This window comes from Kribbella sp. C-35 (genome assembly GCF_046549195.1).
Classification (GTDB): Bacteria; Actinomycetota; Actinomycetes; order Propionibacteriales; family Kribbellaceae; genus Kribbella.
Window position 1 is genome coordinate 129,442 of the sequence record NZ_JAJPWG010000005.1, and the last position, 25,657, is coordinate 155,098.

20 protein-coding genes and 2 pseudogenes are annotated in these 25,657 nt (G+C 67.3%); 5 read left to right on the forward strand and 17 right to left on the reverse strand.

The features are described from left to right. Positions 1–58: 58 nt before the first annotated feature. The 4 genes and pseudogenes from ACLJOO_RS31050 to ACLJOO_RS31065 all read right to left on the reverse strand — a co-directional run bounded on the left by ACLJOO_RS31050 (position 59) and on the right by ACLJOO_RS31065 (position 2,427). Positions 59–331: a GlsB/YeaQ/YmgE family stress response membrane protein gene (locus tag ACLJOO_RS31050; protein ID WP_410791078.1), complete on the reverse strand. Its 273-nt coding sequence runs from the start codon at positions 329–331 to the stop codon at positions 59–61. 234 nt (positions 332–565) lie between these two features. Then, positions 566–811, reverse strand: a pseudogene (locus tag ACLJOO_RS31055) (ANTAR domain-containing protein); the annotation flags it as partial. Between the two features lie 101 nt (positions 812–912). Further along, the gene (locus ACLJOO_RS31060; protein WP_410791079.1) at positions 913–1,365 is read right to left on the reverse strand and encodes an SRPBCC family protein; all 453 of its coding nucleotides are present in this window, start codon (positions 1,363–1,365) and stop codon (positions 913–915) included. A gap of 69 nt (positions 1,366–1,434) precedes the next feature. Beyond that, complete coding sequence (locus ACLJOO_RS31065) at positions 1,435–2,427, reverse strand: iron-containing redox enzyme family protein (RefSeq protein WP_410791080.1); 993 nt, start codon at positions 2,425–2,427, stop codon at positions 1,435–1,437. Positions 2,428–2,504: 77 nt separating this feature from the next. Here ACLJOO_RS31065 and ACLJOO_RS31070 point away from each other — a divergent pair, with 77 nt between their 5' ends. Then, complete coding sequence (locus tag ACLJOO_RS31070) at positions 2,505–2,714, forward strand: CDGSH iron-sulfur domain-containing protein (RefSeq protein ID WP_410791081.1); 210 nt, start codon at positions 2,505–2,507, stop codon at positions 2,712–2,714. Between the two features lie 157 nt (positions 2,715–2,871). Here ACLJOO_RS31070 and ACLJOO_RS31075 read toward each other — a convergent pair. After that, a pseudogene (locus ACLJOO_RS31075) lies at positions 2,872–3,297 on the reverse strand (glutamate-cysteine ligase family protein); the annotation flags it as partial. 139 nt (positions 3,298–3,436) lie between these two features. On the opposite strand from ACLJOO_RS31075, the gene ACLJOO_RS31080 reads away from it, so the two are divergent. After that, positions 3,437–3,595, forward strand: a complete 159-nt coding sequence (locus ACLJOO_RS31080) for a VOC family protein (RefSeq protein WP_410791882.1) — start codon at positions 3,437–3,439, stop codon at positions 3,593–3,595. On the opposite strand, the gene ACLJOO_RS31085 is transcribed toward ACLJOO_RS31080, so the two are convergent. From ACLJOO_RS31085 to ACLJOO_RS31135, 11 genes are all read right to left on the reverse strand, one after another. After that, complete coding sequence (locus ACLJOO_RS31085; RefSeq protein ID WP_410791082.1) at positions 3,543–4,466, reverse strand: alpha/beta fold hydrolase; 924 nt, start codon at positions 4,464–4,466, stop codon at positions 3,543–3,545. The genes ACLJOO_RS31080 and ACLJOO_RS31085 overlap by 53 nt on opposite strands. Positions 4,467–5,220: 754 nt before the next feature. Then, a complete protein-coding gene (locus ACLJOO_RS31090; RefSeq protein WP_410791083.1) occupies positions 5,221–5,940 on the reverse strand; it encodes a class II aldolase/adducin family protein in 720 nt (239 codons plus the stop codon). 20 nt (positions 5,941–5,960) lie between these two features. Then, on the reverse strand, positions 5,961–7,466 hold the full coding sequence (araA, locus tag ACLJOO_RS31095; protein ID WP_410791084.1) for an L-arabinose isomerase: 1,506 nt from the start codon (positions 7,464–7,466) through the stop codon (positions 5,961–5,963). Between the two features lie 16 nt (positions 7,467–7,482). Beyond that, positions 7,483–8,160 carry an L-ribulose-5-phosphate 4-epimerase gene (locus ACLJOO_RS31100; protein WP_410791086.1) on the reverse strand — a complete coding sequence of 226 codons (678 nt, stop codon included), beginning with the start codon at positions 8,158–8,160 and terminating at the stop codon, positions 7,483–7,485. Then, on the reverse strand, positions 8,157–9,821 hold the full coding sequence (gene araB, locus ACLJOO_RS31105; protein WP_410791087.1) for a ribulokinase: 1,665 nt from the start codon (positions 9,819–9,821) through the stop codon (positions 8,157–8,159). The genes ACLJOO_RS31100 and araB overlap by 4 nt, the downstream gene beginning before the upstream one ends. 120 nt (positions 9,822–9,941) lie before the next feature. Further along, on the reverse strand, positions 9,942–10,970 hold the full coding sequence (locus ACLJOO_RS31110; RefSeq protein ID WP_410791088.1) for a LacI family DNA-binding transcriptional regulator: 1,029 nt from the start codon (positions 10,968–10,970) through the stop codon (positions 9,942–9,944). A 27-nt stretch (positions 10,971–10,997) separates the two neighbouring features. Further along, a complete protein-coding gene (locus tag ACLJOO_RS31115) occupies positions 10,998–12,068 on the reverse strand; it encodes a LacI family DNA-binding transcriptional regulator (RefSeq protein ID WP_410791089.1) in 1,071 nt (356 codons plus the stop codon). Positions 12,069–12,080: 12 nt separating this feature from the next. After that, entirely contained in the window at positions 12,081–13,331 is a 1,251-nt protein-coding gene (mmsB, locus tag ACLJOO_RS31120; protein ID WP_410791090.1) for a multiple monosaccharide ABC transporter permease, read from the reverse strand. Continuing rightward, a complete protein-coding gene (gene mmsA, locus ACLJOO_RS31125; RefSeq protein ID WP_410791091.1) occupies positions 13,328–14,866 on the reverse strand; it encodes a multiple monosaccharide ABC transporter ATP-binding protein in 1,539 nt (512 codons plus the stop codon). Before mmsA ends, mmsB begins: the two co-directional genes overlap by 4 nt. Positions 14,867–14,942: 76 nt before the next feature. Beyond that, positions 14,943–16,067: a multiple monosaccharide ABC transporter substrate-binding protein gene (gene chvE, locus ACLJOO_RS31130; RefSeq protein ID WP_410791092.1), complete on the reverse strand. Its 1,125-nt coding sequence runs from the start codon at positions 16,065–16,067 to the stop codon at positions 14,943–14,945. A 565-nt stretch (positions 16,068–16,632) separates the two neighbouring features. After that, positions 16,633–17,337, reverse strand: a complete 705-nt coding sequence (locus tag ACLJOO_RS31135) for an NUDIX hydrolase (RefSeq protein WP_410791093.1) — start codon at positions 17,335–17,337, stop codon at positions 16,633–16,635. 232 nt (positions 17,338–17,569) lie between these two features. Here ACLJOO_RS31135 and ACLJOO_RS31140 point away from each other — a divergent pair, with 232 nt between their 5' ends. From ACLJOO_RS31140 to nadB, 3 genes are all read left to right on the forward strand, one after another. Beyond that, a complete protein-coding gene (locus ACLJOO_RS31140; protein ID WP_410791094.1) occupies positions 17,570–17,803 on the forward strand; it encodes a hypothetical protein in 234 nt (77 codons plus the stop codon). Between the two features lie 91 nt (positions 17,804–17,894). After that, positions 17,895–18,875, forward strand: coding sequence for a quinolinate synthase NadA (gene nadA, locus ACLJOO_RS31145; RefSeq protein ID WP_410791095.1), 981 nt, complete (start codon positions 17,895–17,897; stop codon positions 18,873–18,875). Then, entirely contained in the window at positions 18,872–20,386 is a 1,515-nt protein-coding gene (nadB, locus tag ACLJOO_RS31150) for an L-aspartate oxidase (protein WP_410791096.1), read from the forward strand. The genes nadA and nadB overlap by 4 nt, the downstream gene beginning before the upstream one ends. A gap of 867 nt (positions 20,387–21,253) precedes the next feature. On the opposite strand, the gene ACLJOO_RS31155 is transcribed toward nadB, so the two are convergent. Further along, positions 21,254–25,525, reverse strand: a complete 4,272-nt coding sequence (locus ACLJOO_RS31155; protein WP_410791097.1) for a BTAD domain-containing putative transcriptional regulator — start codon at positions 25,523–25,525, stop codon at positions 21,254–21,256. Positions 25,526–25,657: the final 132 nt, after the last annotated feature.

A 25,657-nucleotide genomic window follows, 5' to 3' on the forward strand; every position in this document is an offset into this window, starting at 1 on the left:
CACAATCCACCACGTGGCGAACTGTCGGGTCCAGGGCACTCAACCGTCGCCGCAACATTCAGCCTCGCGCGGACGTGTTCCGACTGGTCACCGTGGATGCGATGACGACCAGAACGGCTGAGATCGCGATGGCCACGATCCAGCGCACCCAGTCGACGCCTGGGCTGCCATTACCGCCGAACGCTGTGTAGACGAACCATCCGATGATTACCCCGCCGATTCCGCACAATATGGTCAGCCAGATCGGGATGTTGTCCTTGTTGCCCGGAGCGACGAACTTTCCGAGTATGCCGATGATGATGCCGGCGACGATGACTCCGATGATTTCCATGGTTCCGTTCCTCTTGTAGCCCCGAATCGCTGAGATGATGTACCGCAGCGACCCACCGGTGCCCAAGCCACAAACCAGTCAAGCTCCCTGGTGTCGGGTGCGGTTCCGGGGCTGCTGGTCTGAACTCCCGGAACCTGGAGCACCGGACCTCGCGCGCGATCAGGCTTCCTGACACTGCCGGTGCCCGGCCGCATGCCTACGGCAACCACCGCGGCCTGCGGCACTCCGGAATCATCAGTCGGGCAGCTTGCGGGTCTCGATCAGCTGCAGCGCGACGGCGCGCAGCTTCGTGTTGGTGTCTTGGGAATAGCGCCGCAGTATGGCGAAGGCCTGGTCGCCGTCGAGGTTGTAGCGCTCCATCAGGATGCCCATTGCCTGGCCCACGAGTTTGCGGGCGTCGACTGCCTGGGCGAGGTTGTCCTCGTGCCGGGCGCTGGCGACAGCGGGCGTCTCCGGGCTGGAGGCGCTGCGGGCAAGCAGGCGCGTGGTGGAGCTGTTGACCGCGCCAGCTACGACGCGGCGCGGTCACGAGCAGCGCTGGACGAGAACTCCAACGGCTGACCTTGCCGCGCCGGCGTGCGCTACCGAGGTACGTCGCCGCGCCAGGCGCCAGTCTCGGTGCCGCGGCTCTCGATGAACGCCTTGAAGCGCTCGAGGTCGCCTTTCACCCGGCCTTCGACCACACCGAGTTTGTCGCCCATCTTCTCCAGGAAGCCTTCGGGGTCGATGTCCATCTGCGCGGTGACCCGGCTGGTGTCGTCGGACAGTTTGTGGAAGGTGATCACGCCGGCATGCTGCGGCCCGGAGTCCGACTTCCACGCCACCCGCTCGTCCGGATGCTGCTCGGTCACCGTCGCGTCGAACTCACGAGTGGCTCCGCCGACTTTCACGACCCAGTGATTGTGGGTGTCGTCGAGTTGACGAATCTCCTCCACACCCTCCATGAACTGCGGGAAGGACTCGAACTGCGTCCACTGGTTGTACGCCGTCGTGACCGGGACCTCGACGTCGATCGACTGGGTGATCGTGCTCATCCGCCTTACCTCCAAGGGTCGCTGCCGTCGTTCGGACCGCAACCCGGTACCCGCGACTCGTGAAGCGATTCATCCCGCGGCACTGTCGCTCGCGCGGAGGTAACGTGACGATGCCGCCCATTCGGTCAGCAGGTGTTCGGCGAAGAGGTTGTCGATGACGAGTGAGCAGCGGGCGCCGAACAGGACGTCGCTGATCGCGTCGGGATGTTGTTGCACGTAGCTGCCGCAGAGGTCGTGGGCCGCGATCTGCTCATGGACGGCGTCTGCTTCGACGTGCTCGGTGAAATACCGCGCCTGGTCTTCCGAAGCCCCGAGCCTGGCGGCACCGGCGGCGTACTGGCGATTCGGGAGCGTGGAGGTCATCTCGAGCAGGGCCAGGTGGCCGATGAGGGCGGCGGTCCATCGGCGGTGGATCGCGAAGAGCGACATCACGTTCGAGACGGCCAACGTGACGGCCGGGGCCGCCGCGACGTACCGGCCGTAGCTGTCGTCGAGGCCGAGCCAGCGCATCGTCGTACGGAAGAGCTCGGAATGCATCCGCTCCGGGCGACCGCCGCCGTACTCGTCGGACTCGATCTCGACCAGCGCTGCCTTCGCAGCACCGTCCAGCCGTGGAATGCCGAAGCTGTGCGGGTCGGCCTCCTTGAGCTGGTACACAGACCGCTGCAGAACGAACTCACGAAACTGGTCTCGCGTGGCATGCCGACGCAGGTACGACGCCAGCCGCGGTCCGTCATCGGCGTCGATCATCGCGCGGAGCTGCTCCGCGACCGGTTCGTCACTCGGACGAACCCGGCAGTTGGCTTCCAGCCAGTTGATCCACGGACGCTCCCACTGAGTGCGGGCCGCAATGATCACCGGATCCCACTGGACGTCGGGGTCCACGTCGTCGAAGCCGCGGTACTGCAGCTCGTACGCGATCCAGAGCGCCAGTTGCAGATCCTCGTCGGCGAACGGCTGACTGGATCGCGCGATCTCGATGGACCGCTGTGTACCGCGAGCGCCCGTGAGCTGGTCGCTCAACCAGGCACTGAGCGGCCCACGCGGCGGTGGTAGCTGCATGTATGTCTCCTCGACGCATTGGCCAGGAGACCAGTACCCGGCCAGGAAACCGTTACCGGACTGGGTACCGGCCTTTCATGACCACGGAGGACGACAGCGCGACCCAGATCCGCTTCTACCCGGACGGACCGATCCTGGTGCGCGGCGACTTCGAACTGCTGGACGAGGACGGCGATGCGATCCCGGCCGCACGCCGCACCATCGCTCTCTGCCGTTGCGGACGCACCGCCATCCCTCCGTTCTGCGATGGCACTCACACCATCCCCCAACGCACCCGAGCCACCTGAGTGCGACCTCATGCGGTGAAGACCTGCGCAAGCCACGGAACCACGCGGTGTGGACCGAGGGCTCGGAGTTCATCCACCAGAGGGTGCTCGACCATCGCGCGTACGTCGTCCAGACCGCCCCGCGCGTACGGCTCGGCGATATCGACGACGTCGTGGAGGCAGCTCCGAGTGGACCGGGATTCACTCGTCCGCAGCGAGTCCCTAGCCCGGCGGTCCGCGCAGTGCCCGACAGAGCAGTGGTTCCGTCGACGAGGGGGTGGACCGGCGCCGCGATCGCGGCCATGTCCGGGCCGCACACGTCAGCCACCAATTGCCGGCAACTGCGCAGCTCCTCAACCGCGTCAGTCACCTCAGCGTGAGTGGACGTCGCAATCTCGAGCTGGCAGGCCGGTAGCTCACGCTTCACCCGAGGGTCGCCGACACCCACAACCACCGCGCCGGCATCCTCGGGCAACCAGCTCCCCCGACGGACCACCAGCACCTCTTCCTCGAACCCCACAGTTCCCGCGACGGTGCCGGAGAACAACTCACGGAGCCGCTCGGCGTCGGACGGACGGACGGCGGTGGACTTCGCGTTGGTCACGCCATCCTGTTACCTCCCGTTCGCAAGCCAACCCTCGACCGGCGGCCAGACGCCTGGACGATCAGACGTGGCTACCCGGATCGAGCGCAGACAGGGTCTGTGCGGGTGGCAGACTTCTATCGGGCCCGGCGTCCAGCAGATGCAGGCACACTTCGACGTCGATGACCTGGATCGCGAGGCCGAGCGCGCCGTCAAGCTCGGCGCGACGGCCGAGTCACATCAGCCACAACCCGACGGCGTCCGCGTCATCCGCGATCCCCACGGCCACCTGGTGTGCCTCTTCCTACCCGGCAGCTAGCCTCCAAGAACGCGGACAAGCTGTTGGCCAGCTCTTCCGGCGCCTGCTCGGCCATGTGGTGACCGGACTTGATGCCGTGCCCTTCGACCTGGCGGCACCAGGACCGCCAGACCTCGACCGGATCTCCGTAGAGCCGCTCGAGATCGTCATCGGTCGACCACAGGGCCAGCGTCGGGCACTCGATCCGCCGACCGGCAGCACGGTCGGCCTCGTCGTTGCGGCGATCGATCCCGATCCCGGCCCGGTAGTCCTCCAGCATCGCGTGCACCGTCGCCGGGTTGCGGATCGCCGCCAAGAAGTCGGCGTGGTTCTCCGGTCCGAGCGCCCGCGGTGAGTTCTTGGTCCAGGCCTCGTACCAGGTCTCCGGGTCGGCGCAGATCACCCGTTCGGCCGGTTTCGCCGATTGCGCGAAGAACCACCAGTGCCACCACGCCGCCGCGAACTCGGACCCGCACCGCTCCAGCGCCTCCACCACCGGCACGCCGTCCATCACGACCAGCTTCGCCACCCGATCAGGATGATCCAGCGCGGTCCGATAGGCGACGTACGAGCCCCGATCATGCCCCACGACAGCGAACCGCTGATGCCCCAACAAATCCATCAGGCCGACGACATCGGCGGCCATCGCACGTTTGGAGTACGGAGTGTGGTCGGCGTCCGTCACAGGTTTGACCGATCCGCCGTACCCACGCAGATCCGGGCACACCACGGTGAACCCCGCGTCGGCGAGCCGTGGCGCGACGGCGTACCACGTCGTGTGCGTCCGCGGGTGACCGTGCAGCAACACCACAGCCGGCCCGGAACCGCCGTGCCGCACCCGGATCCGGATCCCCGCGACGTCGAGCTCCTTCAACACAAAGTCTTCGAACATCCCCCCTCTGTACCCACTTCACAAGCACAACAGGTCGCAACCCGCCCCGACTCGGATCCGTGGCGAACAACGCGTCGCAGGCCAAGGGCATGCCGAAGGAGCGAGCCGCCAACGCCCCGAAGTCAAACAAGCACGGCGGTGAGCAGAGCGGCAAGGGCGGCAAGGGCCGGCCAGCTACCCGCCGCCGCACACTCACCGCTCAGCAGTCGCATCAAGCCGCGAGTTGGCGCAGGGTCTCCTTCACTACCCCGGTGAGGGCTGGATGGATCCAAAAGGGGCGTTCGGCAAGGGTCTTGACGTCGATGTCGAGCGTCATCGCCACGACGAGCGGCTGGATCAGCGACGCTGCCTGCGGGCCTAAGATGAGCCGAGGCGCTGCTCAGCGGACAGTACGTCGGGAGTCGGCAGGTGGCGGCGTAGTGCCTCGGCCACGAGCTGAGCGGTGCCGTCCGTCACTCATCACCTTGCCCGCCTCGAGGCTGAGACCGTCCGCGATCGGGTCACTCGTGCCAGGCGCCGTCTCGGCGCTGGCCGGCAAACACCCGGTCTCGAGGTCAGCTCGAGCAAGTCCTGCGAGAGTGCGTTCCCCCCAGACCGGTGAGCCCAACGCAGAGTCCCACACCGGCCGGGCCAGACGTGCAGCACCCACTCGGACCATCACTCGGTTCGCCCCCACCCCGCCCCCTCCCCGGCACGCATGGAACCCCTGATTCCCCAGTGGACGACACGTTCGCAGTCCAGTGTGCAAGAGTCGTTACGGTTTCGGTGCGCGGTCCGCCGCGCCGCCGGCGCACGGGGTGGGGGTGTGGTGATCGAAGTCAGTCTGTTGGGTCCGCGCGACGCGGGTGCGCAGCCAGTCGGTGTCGTGTGGGTCGAGGGGTTCGACGGTGCCGAGGTGGCGGGCGATGTGGACGGTACGGGTCAACTGCTCGAGCAGCAAGGCGACTCTGACTGCCGCGCTTGCGGTCCGGCCGACGGTGAACGGCCCGTGGCGCGGCATCAGGACAGCCGGTGACCCGGTTGCTCGCACCGCGTCCACGATTCCACGGCCGAGGGCATCGCCCGTGCTCGAGACGAAAGGACCGACCGGGATCTGGCCACCGAACTCGTCCGCGAGCGTCGGCACGTATGGGATCGGCTCGCCCCGGGCTGCCCAAGCAAGCGAAAGCGTTGATCGGGTGTTCACGACGCCTCCTACCTCAGGCATCTCCCGGTACACATGGGCGTGAGCGTCACCGCCGGACGACGGGGCATGCACACCGTCGAGCACCTTCCCGGACAGGTCTGTGACCACGATCGAACCAACCGACAGGTTGTCGCTGGAGACTCCCGAGGGCTTGAGCACAATGAGGTCAGCGTCCGGAAGACGGACCGACACGATGCCCGTCGTGAACAAGTCGAGCTCAGACTCCGTCAGGTCTGCGACGCATCGACGCAGTTCGTCAACCGTCTCGCCGACTCCGGTCATCGACATCCCGATCTACCTCCCGGACATCACCGGGCTCCGGCCCGGCTGATGCGGTGGTAGACGTCGTTCCAGTGCAGCTCCCGCTGGAACTCCCGGACGGTGGTCGATGCGTCGATGACGGCCAGCTCGACGGACAGCATGTCGGCGAAGTCCTCGTAGACCTCGCGCTCGAGCGCCGTCGTCAGGACGGTGTGATGGGGTGCGCCGGCTACGAGCCATGACTCGGCCGAGGTGGACAGGGACGGCTCGGGCTTCCACACCGCACAGGCGACCGGCAGCCGCGGGAGCGCCTCGTCCGGCTCGACGAGGTGTACGACGTTGGCCGTGAGTCGGAAGCGGTCGCCGAGGTCGGCGATCCCGACCACGACGCCGGGTCCGGGGTCGGCGATGAAGCGCAGCCGGACCGGATCCTCGCGGCCGCCGATGGACAGCGGGTGGATCTCCAGCGACGGGCGGGTCGTCGTGATCGATGGGCACACCTCGAGCATGTGGGCGCCGAGGATCTTCTCCTCCCCCGGCATCAGGTGGTAGGTGTAGTCCTCCATGAAGGATGTGCCGCCCGGCAGCCCGGCGGCCATCGCTTTGCTGGCCCGCAGTAGCACCGACGTCTTCCAGTCGCCCTCGCCGCCGAATCCGTAGCCGTCGGCCATCAGGCGCTGCACAGCCAGACCGGGCAGCTGACGGAGACCGCCGAGATCCTCGAAGTTGGAGGTGAACGCGCCGAACCCGCCGTTGGTCAGGAACGCCCGGAGGCCCAGTTCGATCTGGGCGCCGTAGCGCAGCGATTCGTGCCGGTCGCCGCCGGGCAGCAGCTCGGGAGCGACGTCGTACGTGTCCACATACTCGTCCACCAGGGTGGAGATCTCGGCACCGGCGACGCCGTCGACCGCTGCCACGAGTTCGTTCACGCCGTAGGTGTTGACCGATACGCCGAACCGCAGTTGCGCCTCGACCTTGTCGCCTTCGGTCACGGCGACGTCGCGCATGTTGTCGCCGAAACGCGCGAGCTTCAGCGAACGGAGTTCGGCGACGCCGAGCGCTGCGCGAGCCCAGTGACCCACGCGTTCCTGGACCGACTGCGACTCGACGTGCCCGGCCACGGTCTTGCGGGGCACGTGCAGCCTGGACTGGATGTAGCCGAACTCCCGGTCGCCGTGCGCGGCCTGGTTGAGGTTCATGAAGTCCATGTCGATCGTTGCCCAAGGCAACGCTACGTTGGCCTGCGTGTGCAGGTGCAGCAGCGGTTTGCGGAGCGCGTCGAGTCCGGCGATCCACATCTTCGCCGGCGAGAAGGTGTGCATCCACGCGATGACGCCGACGCACTCCGGGGCGCTGTTGGCCTCGAGCATCTGCCGGCGGATCGCGTCGGCGTCGAGCAGGACGGGCTTCCAGGCGATCTGTACCGGCAGACCGGCGTCGGCGAGGCGTTTCGCCACCGCCTGGGACTGTTCGGCGACCTGCTCGAGAGTTCCGGGGCCGTAGAGACCCTGGCTGCCGGTGAGAAACCAAACCTCGGGGCTGTTCACAGACATGTGGTCCTTCCGGCAGTCATCGTTGTCCGTAGACGTTCTGGTAGCGGTCGTACAGGTGGTCGACGTACGTCTGGTCGATGGGGATCGGGTCGCCGAGCTGACGGGCCAGGTGCACGGACCGCGCGACGTCCTCACACATGACCGCCGCCTTGACCGCGGCCTTGGCTGTCGGCCCGACCGTGAAGACACCGTGGTTCTGCATCAGCACAGCCGGCGAGCGCGAACCGCGAAGCGTCTCGACGATGCCGCGGCCGATCGAGTCGTCCCCGATGATCGCGAACGGACCCACCGGGATGGGGCCGCCGAACTCGTCGGCACACATCGTCGTGACACACGGGATCGCCTCACCACGTGCGGCCCACGCGACGGCGTACGGCGAATGCGTGTGCACCACACCGCCGACGTCCGGCAACTCCCGGTAGACGTAGGCCTGGGCCTCGGTGTCCGAGGACGGCGCGTGCTCGCCGTCGACGACCCGGCCGTACAGATCGCAGACGACCATGTTGGCGGGTGTCAGCTCTTCGTAGGCGACCCCACTGGGTTTGATCACCATGAGGTCGTGCCCGGGAACCCGGGCCGAGACGTTTCCCGCCGTCCAGACCACCAGCCCGTACGCCGGCAGATGGGCATGCAACTGGCATACCTCGGCCCGCAACCGGATGAGGGTGTCGGCGACTTCCGCGACCGCGCTCATCGGGCCTCCACCGCAGCGCGCCGGATCGCCTTCAGCTTCCGCATCAGCCGGGTGTGACGCCCGAAGTAGTCGTGCAGCTCGAGATACAGCTCGAACAACTGGTCGTAGGCACGCGCCCGCTCCTCATCCGGCAGATGGACGCCGCGTCTGACCTTGCCCATGCTCTTGGCCGCGGCCGGGACGTCGGAATAGGCACCGGCCGCCACCGCGGCGTGGATCGCCGAACCCAAGGCCGGGCCCTGTTCGGAGTCGATGATCGAGAGCGGAAGCCTGGTGACATCGGCGTAGATCTGCATCAGCAGCGCGTTCTTCGCCAGGCCGCCGGCGATGATCAGCTCCTTCACCGGTACGCCGCTGCTCGCGAAGGTCTCGACGATCACCCGGGTACCGAACGCCGTCGCTTCGAGCAGGGCGCGATAGCCGTCCTCGGGCCGGGTCGCCAGCGTCTGGCCGACGACCAATCCCGAGAGCTCGTGGTCCACCAGGATCGAGCGGTTGCCGCTGTGCCAGTCGAGTGCGACCAGCCCGTGCTCGGCGACCGCCTGACCGGCAGCGAGTCGCGTCAGGTGCTCGTGCAGCGACTCCCCCGCCGCAGCGGCCGCTTCGTGGTACGACGGCGGTACGGCGTTGTCGACGTACCAGCCGAAGATGTCGCCGACGCCGCTCTGGCCGGCCTCGTACCCCCAGCGGCCCGCGACGATGCCGCCGTCGACGACACCACACATGCCAGGCACCTCGCGCAGCGTGTCGGCGCTCATCACGTGGCAGGTCGACGTACCCATGATCGCGACCATCTGACCCGCGTCGACGGCCTGCGCGGCAGGTGCGGTCACGTGCGCGTCGACGTTGCCGACGGCAACCGCGATGCCTTCCGGCAGCCCGGTCCATCCGGCTGCCTCAGCGGTCAGGGTGCCGGCCGCGGAACCGAGCTGACCGATCGGGTGTTCCAGCTTGTCCGCGACGAAGGACCCGAAGCCGGGCGCGAGCCCCTCGAGGAAGTCCGCCGACGGGTAGCGGCCGTCCTGCAGAATGCCCTTGTAACCCGCGGTGCAGGCGTTGCGGACGTAGCGCCCGCACAACTGCCACACGATCCAGTCGGCCGCCTCGACCCAGTGCTCCATCCGGTCGTAGAGCGGGCGGTCCTCCTCGAACAGCTGCAGCGCCTTGGCGAACTCCCACTCCGACGAGATCAGCCCGCCGTACCGCGGCAGCCAGCCCTCGCCCCGCTCGCGGGCGAGCTCGTTGATCCGATCGGCCTGCGGCTGCGCGGCGTGATGCTTCCACAGCTTCACGTACGCATGCGGCCTGTCCGCGAGTCCCTCGACCTCGTTCAGCGGGGTGCCGTCGGACAGGCACGGAACCATCGTGCACGCGGTGAAGTCGGTCGCGATCCCGATCACCTGCGCCGAGTCGATGCCCGAGGCCGCGATCGCCGCCGGAACCGCGGTCCTGAGCACGTCCCGGTAGTCGTCGGGGACCTGCAGCGCCCACTCCGGCGGCAACCGCAGACCGGTCGCCGGCAGCCGGTCGTCGATCACCGCATGCGCGTACTCATGGACGCCGGCACCGAGCTCGGCCCCGTCGGACACGCGGACGACGACGGCGCGGCCGGAGAGCGTCCCGAAGTCCACTCCGACGACGTAGCGCTCCTCAGGGCTCATCCACAGTTCCTCTCCGACGATCTCCGGGACCGGCAACGGTCACGAAATTGTGAACGCTAACATTCTTGTTTGTCAAGGACGGCAGAGACGATTCGGACGGTGTCTGTTAGCGCTAACCGATCAGTGTCCCGGGGCGGCCGTGGAGTCGCGAACGACCAGTTCGGGTCGGATCAGCTCGGTCGACGGATCGACCTGCCCGGCGAGCGCCTGCAGGGTCAACTCGACAGCGCGCCGACCGAGCAGGGAGAACTCCTGGTTGACCGTCGTCAAGGCCGGCCAGAGGTACGGCGCCTCCGGGATGTTGTCGAATCCGACCACACTGATCTCGCCCGGGATGTCACGACCCTTCTCGTGCAAGGCGTACACCAGCCCCATGGCCATACCGTCGTTGGCCGCGAAGACCGCCGTCACGTCGGGATCTTCGGCGATCCGCAGACCTGCCTCGTAGCCGCTCCGCGGCGACCAGTCACCGACGAGCTCCGGTCCCGGCAGAACATGCCGGTGCTCGTGGGCAAGTTGCCAGCCCGCGCGCCGCTGCCCGGCTTCCACCCACTCCAGCGGTCCGGTGAGATGCGCGACATGCCGGTGACCAAGGTCGAGCAGATGCTCCACCGCCATCCGCGCGCCGGCCTCCTGGTCGATACCCACCGCCATCGGTTGTCCGGTGCTCACACCTTGGACGACGACGACGGGGACGGGGACGGCCGTATCGAGCGACCTGACCTGCTCGAGCGCCTCGCGATGGGCGACGGCCACGACGATCGCTTCGACGGCCTCGTCGCGTAGGCGACCGACGGCCTCCCGGAGCGACTGCGGCGAGAAGTCCTCGACAGCGACGAGCGAGACGTCGTACCCCGCCTTGTGGCCGGCGTCCTGGACCGACACCGCGATCATGCTCGGCCCGTGCAGAACCAGGTGCGCCGAGATCATCCCGATCCGGCCCGACCTGTTCGTCACGAGCATCCGGGCCGCGTTGTTGCGCCGGTATCCCAACTCGGCGATCGCCGCCAGCACGCGAGTGCGGGTCTCGTCCTTGACGAGCTCCGACCCGTTCAGCACGCGAGACACGGTCTGGTGCGAGACACCCGCCGCGGCGGCCACATCCGTCATACTCGGAGCTCGTCCGACGCTTTCGCTCACTCTCGCCATGGGGAAATAGTAAGGATCCCGGCTGACCTACCGATCGAACCGGGCATCGCGGAGTGGCGGGGCGGTCGTACTGCGGACCATCAGGTGCGGTTGCACTGGTGCTGGCTGGATCGGCGTACCACTGATGCGGGCGAGCACCACCTGGACGACCCGTCGGCCGAGTGCGGTGAAGTCCTGGCGGACGGTCGTCAGGGACGGGACGTAGTACGGCGCCTCCGGGACGTCGTCGAAACCGACGACGCTGATGTCCTCCGGCACCCGGATCCCGCCTTCGTCGAGTGCGCTGAGCAATCCGAGCGCCATCTGGTCGTTGGCAACGAAGACCGCCGTGACCTCCTCCCCGCCACGCCGGCGGGCGAGGAGCTCACGGCCGGCCAGATAGCCGGTCGGCGGCCACCAGTCGCCGTACAACACCCGCGGTACCGGAGCGCCTGCGGCCTCGAGCTCCAGCCGCCAGCGGCGTTCCCGCGCGTCCGCCTCGAGCGCGTTGGCCGGTCCGCGGACATGGTGAACGGTGCGGTGCCCGAGATCGAGCAGGTGCCTCGTCGCGAGCGCCGCGCCGGCCTCCTGGTCGACCCAGACCGCCAGGTCCTGCCCGTCGCGCTCGGCCTGTACGGCGATCAGCGGAACCCGCGAATCGACCTCGGGCAACGCGCACACCGCGCCCTCATAGGTGCTCAGCGCAACGATGGCGTCGACCGCCTGTGTCGCCAGTCGCTCGACAGCCTCGATCAGATTGCCGGCGCTGTCGTCGTCGAAGACCGACACGGTCAGGAAGTAGCCGGCCTCGCGCGCCGCCTGTTCGAGCCCGAGCAGAGTCTGGGCAGGACCGTACTGGCTGACGTTGGCGATCGCGAGGCCGATCGTGCGCGACGATCCGGTCACCAGAGCGCGGGCTGCGCTGTTCGGACGGTAGCCGAGCTCGGCGATCGCCTCGAGCACCTTCTTGCGGGTCGCAACCGCCACGTTCGGGTGCCCGTTGACCACCCTCGACACCGTCTGGTGCGACACGCCGGCGCGCGCGGCGACGTCCGACATACCGAGGGAGCGGGTCGCCCCGAGATCTGCTGGTCCCGAACTGTCGACGGGGCGAACCATAGGGCTCCTTCGTCAGCGTTCGGCGCCGGCGCGGCGCTTGTTGTAGATGTCGAAGGCAACGGCCAGCAGCAGTACCAGGCCCTTCACGACCGACTGCGTCGACTGGTCGACACCCATCAACTGCATGCCGTTGCTCATGACCGCCATGATCAGGCCGCCGACCATCGCGCCGACCACGGTGCCGACGCCGCCCGCGACGGCCGCGCCGCCGATGAACGCCGCCGCGATCGCGTCGAGTTCGAACATGTTGCCGGCCGCGGGCTGGGCGCCGTTGGACCGGGACGAGTAGATGACGCCGGCGACCCCGGCCAGGAAGCCCATGTTGACGAAGATCCAGAAGTTCACCTTGCGGACCTTCACGCCGGACAGCGTCGCGGCCGACAGGTTGCCGCCGATCGCGTAGACCTGGCGGCCGAAGACGGTGTTCTTCGTCATCAACCCGTAGGCGATCACCAGGACCGCCAGAATGATCAGGACGATCGGCAGGCCGCGGGCGTGGGCGAGCTGCCAGGCGAAGTACATGACGACCGCGGCGACCACCACGACCCGGGTGACGAACAGCGGGAACGACTCCACCGGCTGCTCGTAGCGGATCCGTGCCAACCGCGTGCGGAACACACCGACGGCGTACCCGGCGACCGCGATCCCGCCGATGAGGAGCGTGAAGGCGTCGTACCCCTGCCCGCCGATCAGGCCGTTCAGGAAGCCGCTCGCGACCTTCTGGTATTCGGCCGGGAACGGCGACAGCGAAACGTTGTCCAGGACCTGCAGCGTCAGGCCGCGGAACAGCAACATACCGGCCAGCGTCACGATGAAGGCCGGCATGCCGACGTATGCCACCCAGAAGCCGTGCCAGGCGCCGACCGCGACACCTACCGCCACGGCTGCCACCACACCGATCCACCACGGCTGGTTGTGCTGGATGACGAGTACGGCGGAGACCGCGCCCGTCAACGCGACGATCGACCCGACCGACAGGTCGATGTGGCCGGCGATGATCAGGATCACCATGCCGATCGCCAGCACCAGGATGTAGGAGTACTGGAGCACGATGTTGGTGATGTTGCCCGGGCTGAGCAGGACACCGTCGGTCAGGGAGGCGAACAGCGCCACGATCACGATGAACGCGATGTAGATGCCGCTCTGCCGCAGGTTGCGCATGATCAGCGTGAGCGGATCGCTGGTGCCGACGTGCAGCGCGGTGGCGGAGGCGCTCTCTGCTGATGGCTGTTCCGTTGGTGCAGAGGGCTTGGTGCTGGTCATCCGGCGAGCTCCTTCTCCTTCGTCATGAGCACCATGAGGTTCTCCTGGGTTGCCTCGTCCACCGGCACTTCACCGGTGATCCGGCCGGCCGACAAGGTGTAGATCCGGTCGCACATCCCCAGTAGTTCGGGGAGCTCGGAGGAGATCACCACGACCGCCTTCCCCTGTGCGACGAGCCGGTTGATGATCGTGTAGATCTCGAACTTGGCTCCGACGTCGATCCCGCGCGTGGGCTCGTCCAGGATGAGCACGTCCGGATCGGTGAACAGCCACTTGGACAGCACGACCTTCTGCTGGTTGCCGCCGGACAGGGTGCCGACGGTGTCCAGCACGGTGCGCGTCTTGATGTTCATGTCGCGCCGGCCCTGCTCGGCGACCTTGATCTCCTCGTTGCCGTTCACCCAGCCGGCCTTGGCCAGCTTGCCGAGCGCGGCGGCCGACACGTTCGCGCGGACGTCGGCGATCAGGTTCAGGCCGTATCGCTTGCGGTCCTCGGTGGCGTAGGCGATGCCGTTCGAGATCGCCTCGGCGACGGTGCGGGCCCGGACCTCCTTGCCGTGGAGGTACAGCCGGCCGCTGATATTGCGTCCGTACGAGCGCCCGAAGACGCTCATCGCGAGCTCGGTGCGTCCCGCACCCATCAGTCCTGCGATGCCGACGACCTCACCGGCGCGCACGGACAGGTTCGCGCCGTCGACGACCTTGCGCGGCTGGACCGGGTGCCACACCGTCCAGTTCTCGATCCGCAGTACTTCGGCTCCGGGCTCGGAGTCGCGGACCGGGTAGAAGCTCTCGAGGTCGCGGCCGACCATGCCCCGGATGATCCGCTCCTGGGTGACCTCCCCCGAGGTCATGTCGAGCGTCTCCACCGTGCGACCGTCGCGGATCACCGTGGTGGAGTCGGCGATCGTGGTGATCTCGCTCAGCTTGTGGGAGATCATGATGCAGGTGATCCCGCGGTCCCGCAGCCGCCGCAGCAGGTCGAGCAGGTGTGCCGAGTCGACGTCGTTGAGCGCGGCGGTCGGCTCGTCGAGGATCAGCAACCGGACATCCTTCGACAACGCCTTCGCGATCTCCACCAGCTGCTGTTTGCCGACGCCGAGCTGGATCACCGGCGAGACCGGGTTCTCGTCCAGGCCGACCGACGTCAGCAGTTCGCGGGCCTCGGCGTTGGTCCGGTTCCAGTCGATCAGTCCGCCGCGTCCGCGGCGCTCGTTGCCGAGAAAGATGTTCTCGGCGATCGACAGGTACGGCACCAGCGCCAGCTCCTGATGGATGATGACGATCCCGACGGCCTCACTTCCCCGGATGCCGCTGAAGTGCACGGGTTTGCCGTCGAAGCTGATCCCGCCGTCGTAACTCCCGGTCGGATAGACGCCGGACAGCACCTTCATCAGGGTGGACTTGCCGGCGCCGTTCTCTCCGCAGATCGCGTGGATCTCCCCTCGCCGGACGGCGAGCGAGACGTCCTCGAGAGCTTTGACACCGGGGAAGGTCTTCGTGATGCCCCGCATCTCGAGCAGCACGTCGTTCATACATCCTCCTTCGCGATCGGGCGGTTCAGCTCAGGCGGCCGGGCCTGGCGGATCGTGCCGCCGGCCCGGCCGTCCGTCACTTGGCCTGACCGGCAGCGACTTCGGCGGCCGTGTAGTAACCGGAGTCGACGAGTTGCTTCTGGATGTCTTGCTTGAAGACGGTCTGGATCGGCAGCAGGTACGCCGGGACGACCTTCACGCCGTTGTCGTACGACTTGGTGTCGTTGGCCTCCGGCTGCTTCTTCTCCAGGAACGCCACCGACGCGTTGACGGCCTGCTCGGCCAGCAGCCGGGTGTCCTTGAAGATCGTGGAGCTCTGGACACCGGTGTTGATGAGCTTGACCGACGCGATCTCCGCGTCCTGACCGGTGATCGCCGGCATCGGGTTGGCCGCCGTGCCGTAACCGACGTTCTGCAACGCGGTGATGATGCCGCGCGAAATGCCGTCGTACGGCGAGAGGACGCCGGCAACCTTGCCGCCGTCGTTGTAGCTCGAGGTCAGCAGGTTCTCCATCCGCTTCTGTGCCGCCTCCTGCTGCCAGCGCAGGATCGCGACCTGCTCGAGCTTGGTCTGCTTCGACTTGACGACCAGCGAGCCGTTGTCGAGGTACGGCTTCAGGGTGTCCATGGCGCCTTGGAAGAAGAAGTGCGTGTTGTTGTCGTCCAGCGAACCGGCGAAGACCTCGATGTTGAGCGGCCCGGTCTTGGTGCCCTTCGAGCCGTCCGCGTTCTCCAGGCCCAGCCCGCGAAGAAGTGACTTGGCCTGGGCGACGCCGACCTTGTAGTTGTCGAAGCTGACATAGAAGTCGACGTTCTGGCTGCCGCGGATCAGCCGGTCGTAGGCGATCACCGGGATCTTCTTGTCGGCCGCCGCCTGCAACTGGCTGCTGAGCGCGGTGCCGTCGATCGCGGCGATGACGAGCACGTCGGCGCCCTGGGTGATCATCTGATCCACCTGCTGCGACTGGGTCGGGATGTCGTCGTTCGCGTACTGCAGATCGACCTTGTATCCCTTCGCCTCGAGCTTCTCCTTCACTGCCTTGCCGTCGGCGATCCAGCGCTCCGACGTCTGCGTTGGCATCGATACGCCGATGGTCAGATCCTTGGGCTGCTGGCTGGCAGTGTCGGTGGTCCCGCCCGCCCCTTGTCCGCCGCACGCCGCCAGGCCGAGCACCAGCAGGGCTCCACTCAGAGTGGCCACAAATCTCTTCTTCACAGACTCTTCCCTTCCGGCATCGCTGTCCCTCCCACATCAGGGGCCCGATCGATTGTTAGCGCTCACATATTGACCCCATCAACCGGACTGGTCAAGGCGTCAACAACACACCCTGGCGTCACGGTCTCATAACGGCAATCGGCCTGACCATCGTCGAGACACTTGGGAAAACTCTTACCTGGAAGGCCTTCAGGCGCGTACTACGCGATGCGCCGGAGCCCCGTCGACCGATGCGCGGGCCCGTTGCCGGCGAGGTGGTGAATCCTCACCTGTCCCTGGACACGCTAACAACTGAAACATACTCACCGAGCCGAGCGCGATCGTGTTTGCCTGCGCGCCCAGCCAGACACAGCCAGACACAGCCAGACACAGCCAACGGTCCTCGACAACCTGCAAGCCAAGGTAGGACCCATGCTGCTGCAAGGCAGGTATCCAATCCCGAACCCCATCTGGCCGAGCCGTCCGGCAGCTCTGGTCAGAAGGTGGGGAGCGCGAGAATGCCGAGCCGCAGAAGGCCGCAGCCACTCGTCCAGGGTGTTCAGGGTCGGCGTCAGCGGGGTGGGCGAAGTACTGCGAACGGATCGGTGACGGTCAGCTCGCGGGCCGCGAACTTGTAGACGGTCGCAGGACGGCCGCCGCTCTGGCCGGGGCTGGCTCGCCGTTCGGTTGGGTCGATCACGTGCCGGCGGGTCAGGACACGGGTGAGATTGGTGGCGCCGAGCTCATAGCCCAGCGCGGCACCGAACAGATCACGTAGCTCCGCAATGGTGAACTCCAGCGGAGCCAGCGCGAAACCGATGTTCGTGTACGACAGTTTCGCGCGCAACCGCGCGACCGCGGCATCGATGAAGTAGTGATGATCGAACGCGGACCGCGGCAGCTCGTCGACGGGGTGCCACTGCGTGTCGGACGGAAGCTTCGGCTGTACGTCGGACGGAACAAGGCCCAGATAGCCCGTCGCCAGCACGCGGGCCCGCGGATCACGATCGATCGCGCTGTGCGTGGCCAACTGTTCGAGGTGCGCGACGTCACGAACGTCGACCTTCGTCGCAAGGTGCCCGGTGATGGCGTCCCGCAGCCGCTCTGTGGGCTCGACCCCGCCGCCGGGAAGCGCCCAGCGGCCGCGGTACGGGCTCCGTGCGCGTTTCCACAGCAGCACGCACAACCTGCCGTCGCGAACGGACAGGACCACGGCGAGCACCTCGTGCGGGTAACTGGGGAAGTTAACCGGATCACCTTTCTTGGCTGTGGGCACGAGGCCGATGGTAGCGTGCAGCTAGTTATCGCCTCAGAAGCGAAAACATCTCGGAGAGCAGGGCAGCAGATGCAACTGACGACGGAGACGGTCCGGACCGCGGTGGCGGCCGCACTGATCGAGGACCAGGCGGCAGACGATGTCACCACCCGATGGAGCGTCCCGGAGGCGCTAGAGGCCGAGGCGACGATGATCGCCAAGCGCAGCGCGGTCGGTCATCACCGGCGAGCGGGTGACGCTGAACTTCGCACAACGGATGTCGGGCGTCGCAACCCTCACGTCGGCGTTCGTTGCAGCGATCGAGGTCGAAGTCACCACTGCCGAGGAGGCCCGCGAAGCGCTGGACTGCCAGGTCGAGTGGATCCTGCTGGACAACATGCCGGTCGAGCAGATGGCTCTGATCGTCGAGCGGCGCAACACCTCCCGACCCACTCCCCTACCGCACTTGACATCAGTCTGCTGGTGACCCGCAACCACGGGTGAACCAGGGACGTCACGGCATCACCATGCCCAGTTATCGCTTGCTAAGCGAAAACCTCCCGAAAGAAGGATCTGTTGTGACCGTTGGTCAGCGCACGGCAATCAGCTGGCAGGAAGAGGTACGGCGCCTCGCCCAGGAGCGAGATGCTGTGATTCTCGCCCACAACTACCAGGAACCGGCGATCCAGGACGTAGCCGACCACGTCGGCGACTCACTCGCACTGTCGCGCATCGCGGCCAGTACCGAGGCGTCCACGATCGTGTTCTGCGGCGTGCACTTCATGGCGGAGACGGCCAAACTTCTCAGCCCCGGCAAGACCGTGTTGATTCCGACGGCCCAGGCGGGCTGCTCGCTGGCGGACACCATCGACGCCGACCAGTTACGGGCCTGGAAGGCTGACCATCCCGAGGCGGTTGTCGTTGCCTATGTCAACACCAGCGCGGCGGTGAAGGCCGAGGCCGACATCTGTTGTACGTCGTCCAACGCAGTGGAGGTGGTGAACTCGATTCCGGCGGATCGGCCGGTCTTGTTCCTGCCCGATCAGTTCCTCGGCGCGCACGTCCGGCGACAGACCGGCCGGGACAACATCGAGGTGTGGATGGGCGAGTGTCATGTGCATGCCGGCATCAGCGCGGCCGACCTGCGCGCCCAGGTAGCCGCCGATCCCGCGGCCGAAGTTCTCGTGCACCCCGAGTGCGGCTGCGCGTCATCGGCCGTCTGGCTCGCCGGCGTGGGTGATCTTCCGGCCGAGCGGACCCACATCCTCTCCACCGCCGGCATGTTGGACACCGCTCGCGGCCTGACTGCGAAGACGGCTCTGGTCGCGACGGAGATCGGCATGCTCCATCAGCTCCGCAAGGTCAACCATCGGACGACGTTCCTGCCGGTGAACCCGAAGGCCTCGTGCCGCTTCATGAAGATGATCACCCCGGAGCTGCTGGTGCGGTGCCTGCGGGAGGGACGCGACGAGATCCAGCTACCGCCTGAGGTCGTCGAGCGGGCACGGCGTTCGGTCGAGCGGATGGTTGCCATCGGCAAACCTGCAGGTGCTCGATGACGCGCGTGGCCGATGTCGTCGTCATCGGCTCCGGCGTGGCGGGCGTGTCAACCGCACTCGGTCTCGCGGCGACCCGTCAGGTGATCCTGCTCAGTGCCGGCGACGGCAGCACACCCTGGGCGCAGGGTGGCATCTCGGCCGCGTACGGCGAGGACGATCCACTCGACCACTGGCACGACACCGAGGTCGCGGGCGCGGGATTCTGCGATCCCCGGAACGTCCGCGCGCTGGTCGAGGAGGGACCGCAGCGGCTTGCCGAACTCATCGCTCACGGGGCGCGCTTCGACCGTAACGGTGCCGGCTCGCTGTTGAGGACGCTGGAAGGCGGCCACAGTCGTCCTCGGATCGTGCACGCAGGCGGTGACGCCACCGGCGCTGAGGTTCATCGCGCGCTCCTCAGCGCCCTGCAGCGAAGCAGCGTTCAGACGGCGACCGGGCGTACCGTCGGTCTGCTTCAGTCGGAGTCCGGAAGCGTGGTCGGGGTGCTCGTCGAGGCGGGCACCGAACTCAGGCAGATCGAGGCGCGCGCCGTCGTACTGGCCACCGGCGGTATCGGCAACGCGTACCTGGCCAGCACCAATCCCGCGACGGTGCGCGGTGACGGGATCGCCTTGGCGCTGCGAGCCGGCGCGTCGCTGGTGGACATGGAGTTCGTCCAGTTCCACCCGACCGCGCTCCACACCGGTGAGACCAGCGGTCAGTTGCCCCTGGTCACCGAGGCGGTCCGAGGTGAAGGCGCCGTACTGCGCGACGTCCACGGCCGTCGGATCATGGCCGGACGGCATCCGCGAGCCGACCTGGCGCCGCGAGACGTCGTCGCTCGGGCGATCGAGGCGACGATGCGCCGCGACGGATCAGACCATGTCTGGCTGGATGCGACAGATGTCGCGCCGGACGTTCTCCGGAAGCGGTTCCCGACCGTACTGGCCTCGTGCGCACGCATCGGCGTCGACCTGTTGTCCGAGCAGATCCCGGTCGCGCCGGCCGAACACTTCCTGTGCGGCGGCGTTCGGACCGATCGCAACGGCGCAACCGACGTACCCGGCCTGTACGCAGTCGGCGAGGTCGCCGCGACCGGCGTACACGGGGCCAACCGGCTCGCCTCGAACAGCCTGCTGGAAGGACTCGTCTTCGGGCGACGCGTCGCAACGGCCCTGACCCTCGACCTCCCCGCGAAGGACCGCGGCCGCACCCGTGAGCTCACGCTCGGCGATGATCGTCAACCGGAGCGGATTCGCACGATCCTCAGCAGGTACGCCGGCATCCGTCGCGACGGCGCCGGTCTGAACGCCGCCACGGACGAGCTCGACACCATGGGCACCGGACCGCTCGCGACGGTGGCGCGGGCTGTCGTCGCCGCGGCCACCGCACGACAAGACAGCCGCGGCTGCCACTGGCGTTCCGACCATCCGCACGCCGACGAACGATGGGACAAGCACATAGTCGTACGCCTCGACCAAGAAGGTCGCCCGACCACGCGCCAACTTCTCTCCTCGACGTGTTCGGCGTAGTCGATACGCCCAACGGCGAACGCTCCGAGGCCCCACGCAGCCGCCGCGGCGCGTTGCGGAGAAATGATGACCGAAGGCCTGCTCGCCACATTCATTGAACGCCACCTACCGGCGCGGCGTCAGAGGCGACCTCCACGATCGGACACCGCTTCGCGGCGGCTGTCTTCGGCCGCCTTCGGCGGCGGGCGCGGACTGCACTCACGACCACCCCGAACGGCGCCAGGCACTGGACGAACTGCCGAGCGCGGTGCCGCAGCAACTTGTCCAGCGCCCCGGCGCCCATTCAGGCAGGCGCTACCTGACCCGACATCGACTCGCAGACCGTCAAGCTGGTCGCGTTGGCCGGAGCATTGCGGTGACGACCGGGCTGTCGACCGACGGCTGCTGCGTACTGATCGACTCATAACCCCACGACTCGTAGAGCGCCTTGACCTTCCCACCGCCGTACAACGTGTTGACCAGCAACGAACCTGCGCCTCAGGACGATCGCGGAGAAGCTCGTGATGAATCAGCAGGGCAATGCGATCGGCCGGGCAAACATCAGCCGCGGACCGTGCGGCTTGTTCTTCGCAACCGGTTATCGGCTCACCTTCCCTATCATCGGGACCTTTGTGATCGGCAACGTCGTACTGACGAAGCATGAGCGAAGCTACCTGGACACACAGCTAATACGACATGAGAACGCCGTACCTGGAAGTACTTCCGCCTGCTCGGGCTGCCCATGATTCCCCTTGTACGTCCTCGCCGCAGGCTGGTCCTGGCTACTCACCGGCGACCCGGCCGCCGGGAATGTGTTCGAACGCCTCGCCGGCCTGAGAGAGGGCGGGTACGTCGGTCGTGGAGCTGTTTGCGCTTCACACGGGCAGGTCATGGGCAGGTCTTCTCGTAGGGACGATTGCCGAAAGCCTGCATCCACTCCTCGTGGGTGAGGTTGCGACCGGCCATACTGCAGGCGAAGGTCATCAATCGATCGATGCGTGTGTCCCACCGGTATACGTGTCCGTCGTACGCGGCGATGGTGACGATGTCGTTGCCCTGGGTGAAGATCGGTGAGACGAGGGCCGGTTGGCTGCCGGTTGCTGTCGCGACGGTGCCGAGGAGCTCGAGGGTGTTGCTGTCCCAGAGGCTCACGGTGCCGTCCGATGCTCCCGACACGATCCTGGTGCCGTCGGGCGAGAACCGGACGAACTCACCAATGCCGTCATGGCCGGTCGTCGGTGCGTGCAGCGCGGCTCTCGCTGTCACATCGATGACCACGAGCTCGCCACCAATCCCGGTAACGGCGATTTTGCGGCCGTCTGGTGAGAACGATGCGTCGAAAAGGTTGAGCATCACCTCACCGTCAGCCACGAACTCGCCGGTCGCGACGCGCATGACCTGCCATCGTGCCTTGGAGCCGTCCGGGGAATGTTCGAACAGCACCATACGCTGGCCGTCTGGCGACGTCGCGGCGCAACAGTACTGGCCCGGCCAGTCATACCACTTGATGTCCCCGCCGACATCGATGGCTGGGCCGCTGGGCCGCAGCCCGTCTGCGTCGAACATCGTCGTCCGGCGGTCGATGTCGGTGACTGCGATGCGGTTCCCACGCTCGACGTACGCAATCGACTCGATCTCCCTCTCGACGACCTGGCGCCGCAGGATCAGTCGGTTCGTCACGGAGTCGATGATCGTGATGACGCCCGACCGGTCGACGGCCGCGAAGTGCCGGCTGTCCGGATGCCAGGCAACCAGGGACCTCACCGTGTCGATGTCCAGTCGCACCGGTGCGGTTCGGGCGCCGGTGGTCGAGTCGGCGAAACTCACCCAGGTGGCCGCGGCATCACTCCAGACGTACGCCGTACGCCTGCCGTCTCCCGACGCGAGGACGTGCGCATACGTGCGCGTGGGCATCCGCCGGCTGCCCTGCAGGTACGCCTGCTGTCCGGACAGGTCGTACGCCCGGACGATGCCCTCGTCGCCGCCGGTGTAAAGGGTCCGGCCGTCCGGGCTGAAGCCGACACCCCACAAGATCTCGAACGACTTGATCCGATGGCGGGGCCGGCCGGTCGCGACGTCCCAGACGATCGCCTCGCCGTCGTGCGAGACGGAGCCGAGCACAGTGCCGTCGGGCGAGAAGGCCAGCGCGCGCGGCTCGTCGATGTGGTCGGGTAGCAGCTTGACCGTCCTGCCTGTGCGCGCGTCGACAAGCCCGATCACGCTCGGGTCCGTGTAGTCCTTGTTATGCAGTTGGAGAGCGATCAATGCGCCGTCACGGGTGACGTCGATCCGCATGAAGCCGGTGAGATCCGGGCGCCGCCAGAGCTGTACCCCCGTGGCGACGTCGTACGCCGTGAGTGGCTGCATGCTGTACAGGACGCGGCCGTCCGGGCTGAGAGCGATGCCCTGAATCCAGTTCGGTAGGTTCACTCTGCGCGGGAGGCGGTTGGTCGCCTCGAGGTCCCACACAAGTGCGAACCCCGGATCCGACCTCGCCGCAGGAGCGTTGCCGATGCTCTGCTGGAACGAGGCCGCGAGGTATCGTGCATCGGCACTGAAAGCCGACGCGTCGTGCTTGAGATTCTTCGTGCTCTCGAACGCGAGCGGCGGCGACACCTCCTCCAGCGTATCCCCGTCCAACAGCCGCAGGAGCGGCTGGCCCGGCGGTGGTGACGCCTGCGGTGGGTAGATCGTCGACGCGACGACGAACCTTCCGTCCGGGCTGAAGCGGGCGTCGCCGTACACCGGCGCGTCCTTGTCCGGTCCGAGGACTACGGTCTTGAGTACGCTGCCGGTGGCTGCGTCATACACATGGAACCGCGCGTCGTCGTCACCGGAGACGATCCGGCGCCCGTCAGGGGATACCGAAATGCCTTCCACATCATCGCCGCGGCCGGGAAACGACCGGACCAGCAGCGGGCGCATGCTCACCGCCGCGAGCAGGTTGGCCCGGGTTTCCGCGGAGTCGTCGAGGCGCGCTCCGTGAGCCGCGAGCAGCAGCGAGTGGCTGATGCCTTCGGTGAGGAGTGCTCGCGTCCCAACCCGACGTGCGAGCTCGCTGGTCGCCGCACGCTGAGCCGCTGTCGCCTGCTGATCGGCGCGTTCGGCCTGGTTGACGGCCACCAGGCCGGCGATGAGAGCGCCGACCAGAAGCGCCGCTGCCGTGCTTAACGCGGCGCGAAGGCGTCGATTGATGCGGATCTGGCGCCGCGCGATGTCCTCGGCGGCATGCAGCTCGGCCTCAGAGACCTGCTTGCTCGCGGTGAGGAAGTCCTGCTCGGTGGCGGTCAGCATGGGCTGACGGTTGTCCTGCCATTCCAGGGCTTTGGCCAGGCGTACGCCGCGATACAGCTCGCTGTCCGGCCGGTCGAGACCCGCCCAGGCATCGGCGGCGACCGCCAAGTGGTGCAACACGCGTTGGCCTTCGAGATCGTCGTCGAGCCAGCCGCGCAGCCGAGGCCAGGCCCGGGCGAGCGACTCGTGGGCGAGCTCGATTACTCCGTCGTCGCTGGTGACCAGCCGAGCGTCGATCAGCAGGTCGATGATCGCGTCGTTCGCAGGGCTGGTCACAACCAGGCGCCGGGGAAGTCGGCTACGAACCGGCTCGCCGTCAGGGCCGGGCGTGACGAGACGCAGCAACAGGTCGCGCAACACCGGGTGCTGCTCGGCCGGGATCCGCTCGTAGGCCAGTTCAGCCGACTGCGCGACGGCGCTACGGATCCCGCCCGTGTCGCGGTAGCCGGCGACGGTAAGGGTCCGGCCCTCGCGGCGCTGCCAGGTCTCGGCCAAGGCATGCGACATCAGCGGTAGCGCGCCAGGTTGGTCGGCGATCTCGGTGACAAGCAGGTCCACCAGCCCTGGCTCGACCACGAGCGAAGCCAGCCTGGCCGGTTCCTCGATCGCGGCCCGCAGGTCCGGTTCGGTCATGGCGGCCAGCACGTACATCCCGTCGGCCACCAGACGTGCGAACCGAGCATGCGACGAGATGTCGGCCATCCGATCCGCGCGGAACGACACGATCAGCGGCGCCACGGCAGCGTGTGTCGTTAGCGCCGTCAGAAACCTCTCGCGCTCGGAGAGGTCCTGACACAACGAGAAGACCTCCTCGCACTGGTCGACCAGCAGTGTCGGCGGCGAGCCCCGACCAGGCATCACGGAGGCAAGTGTGGCGACCGGGTGCACGCCGGGCGTCATCACGACGACCGTCTTCCCGTCGCGCCGCAACGCGGCAGCGACACCAGCGCGCACAAGCGACGACTTGCCGCACCCGGACGGGCCGACCACCGCCACCACCGAGGTGTCGGCGAGCTTCCGCAGGCAGGCGGCGACGTCGGCGTCCCGGCCGAAGAACTCGTCCGCGTCGTCCACGTCGTACGGCTGCAGGCCTCGGTACGGACAGTCCGGGCTCGGTTCCGGCAACGCACTGGCCACCACCAGCGAGGGGTCTTGATGCAGAATCGCCTGCTCCAGTACGTCGATCTCGGGCCCTGGATCCAGGCCGAGTTCACGATTCAGCACGTCGCGCAACTGACGGAGCGTCCGCAGCGCCTCAGCCTGCCGGCCGGACTGGTACTGCGCCGTGGCAAGCAGGATCCACCGCCGTTCCCGCAGTGGCGCCTCCGCCGCCAACGTCCGCGCCTTGGCCAGCACCCTGTCGTGCTGACCAGACCGCAGCGCCGAATCCACATACAGCTCCTCCGCGGTCTGGCGCAGCTCGGTCAACCGGGCTGCCTCGATCCGTCCGGGATCCCACCCGTCCAGCTCGGCCAGTGGCGGGCCCCGCCACAACCTCAGCGCGTCGGCGAGCACCAGCGCGGCCCGCTCCGGATCGTCAGCGGCCAGCAACTCATTGGCCCGGCCGACCGCGCGCTCGAACCGTTGGGCGTCGATGTCGTCGAGCGGCACCGCGAGCCGATAGCCCAGTGGTGTGGTCTCGATCGTGTGACTGCCGAGCAGCTTGCGGAGCCGGACTACGCAACCCTGCACGACCTTGGGCCAGGTCGCAGGTGGCTGGTCGTCCCAGAGCACGTCGGCGAGTGCCTCCGCGCTGACTACCTCTCCTGGGTGTACGGCGAGAGCGGCGAGCACGACGCGATCACGTCGTCCGAGAACGGTTTCTTCCCCCTCGATCGTGAGCGGGCCGAGAACGGCGATACCCACATCTCGACTCTCGACCTGCCGCCATACCTGGTCAAGGGCCGCGTTACCGCGGTGATACCGCCGTTTGTCGGAGTGTTACCGCTGTGGGCGACAAAGGCATCACCGACCGTCAGGCGTACCCGGACTACCGGT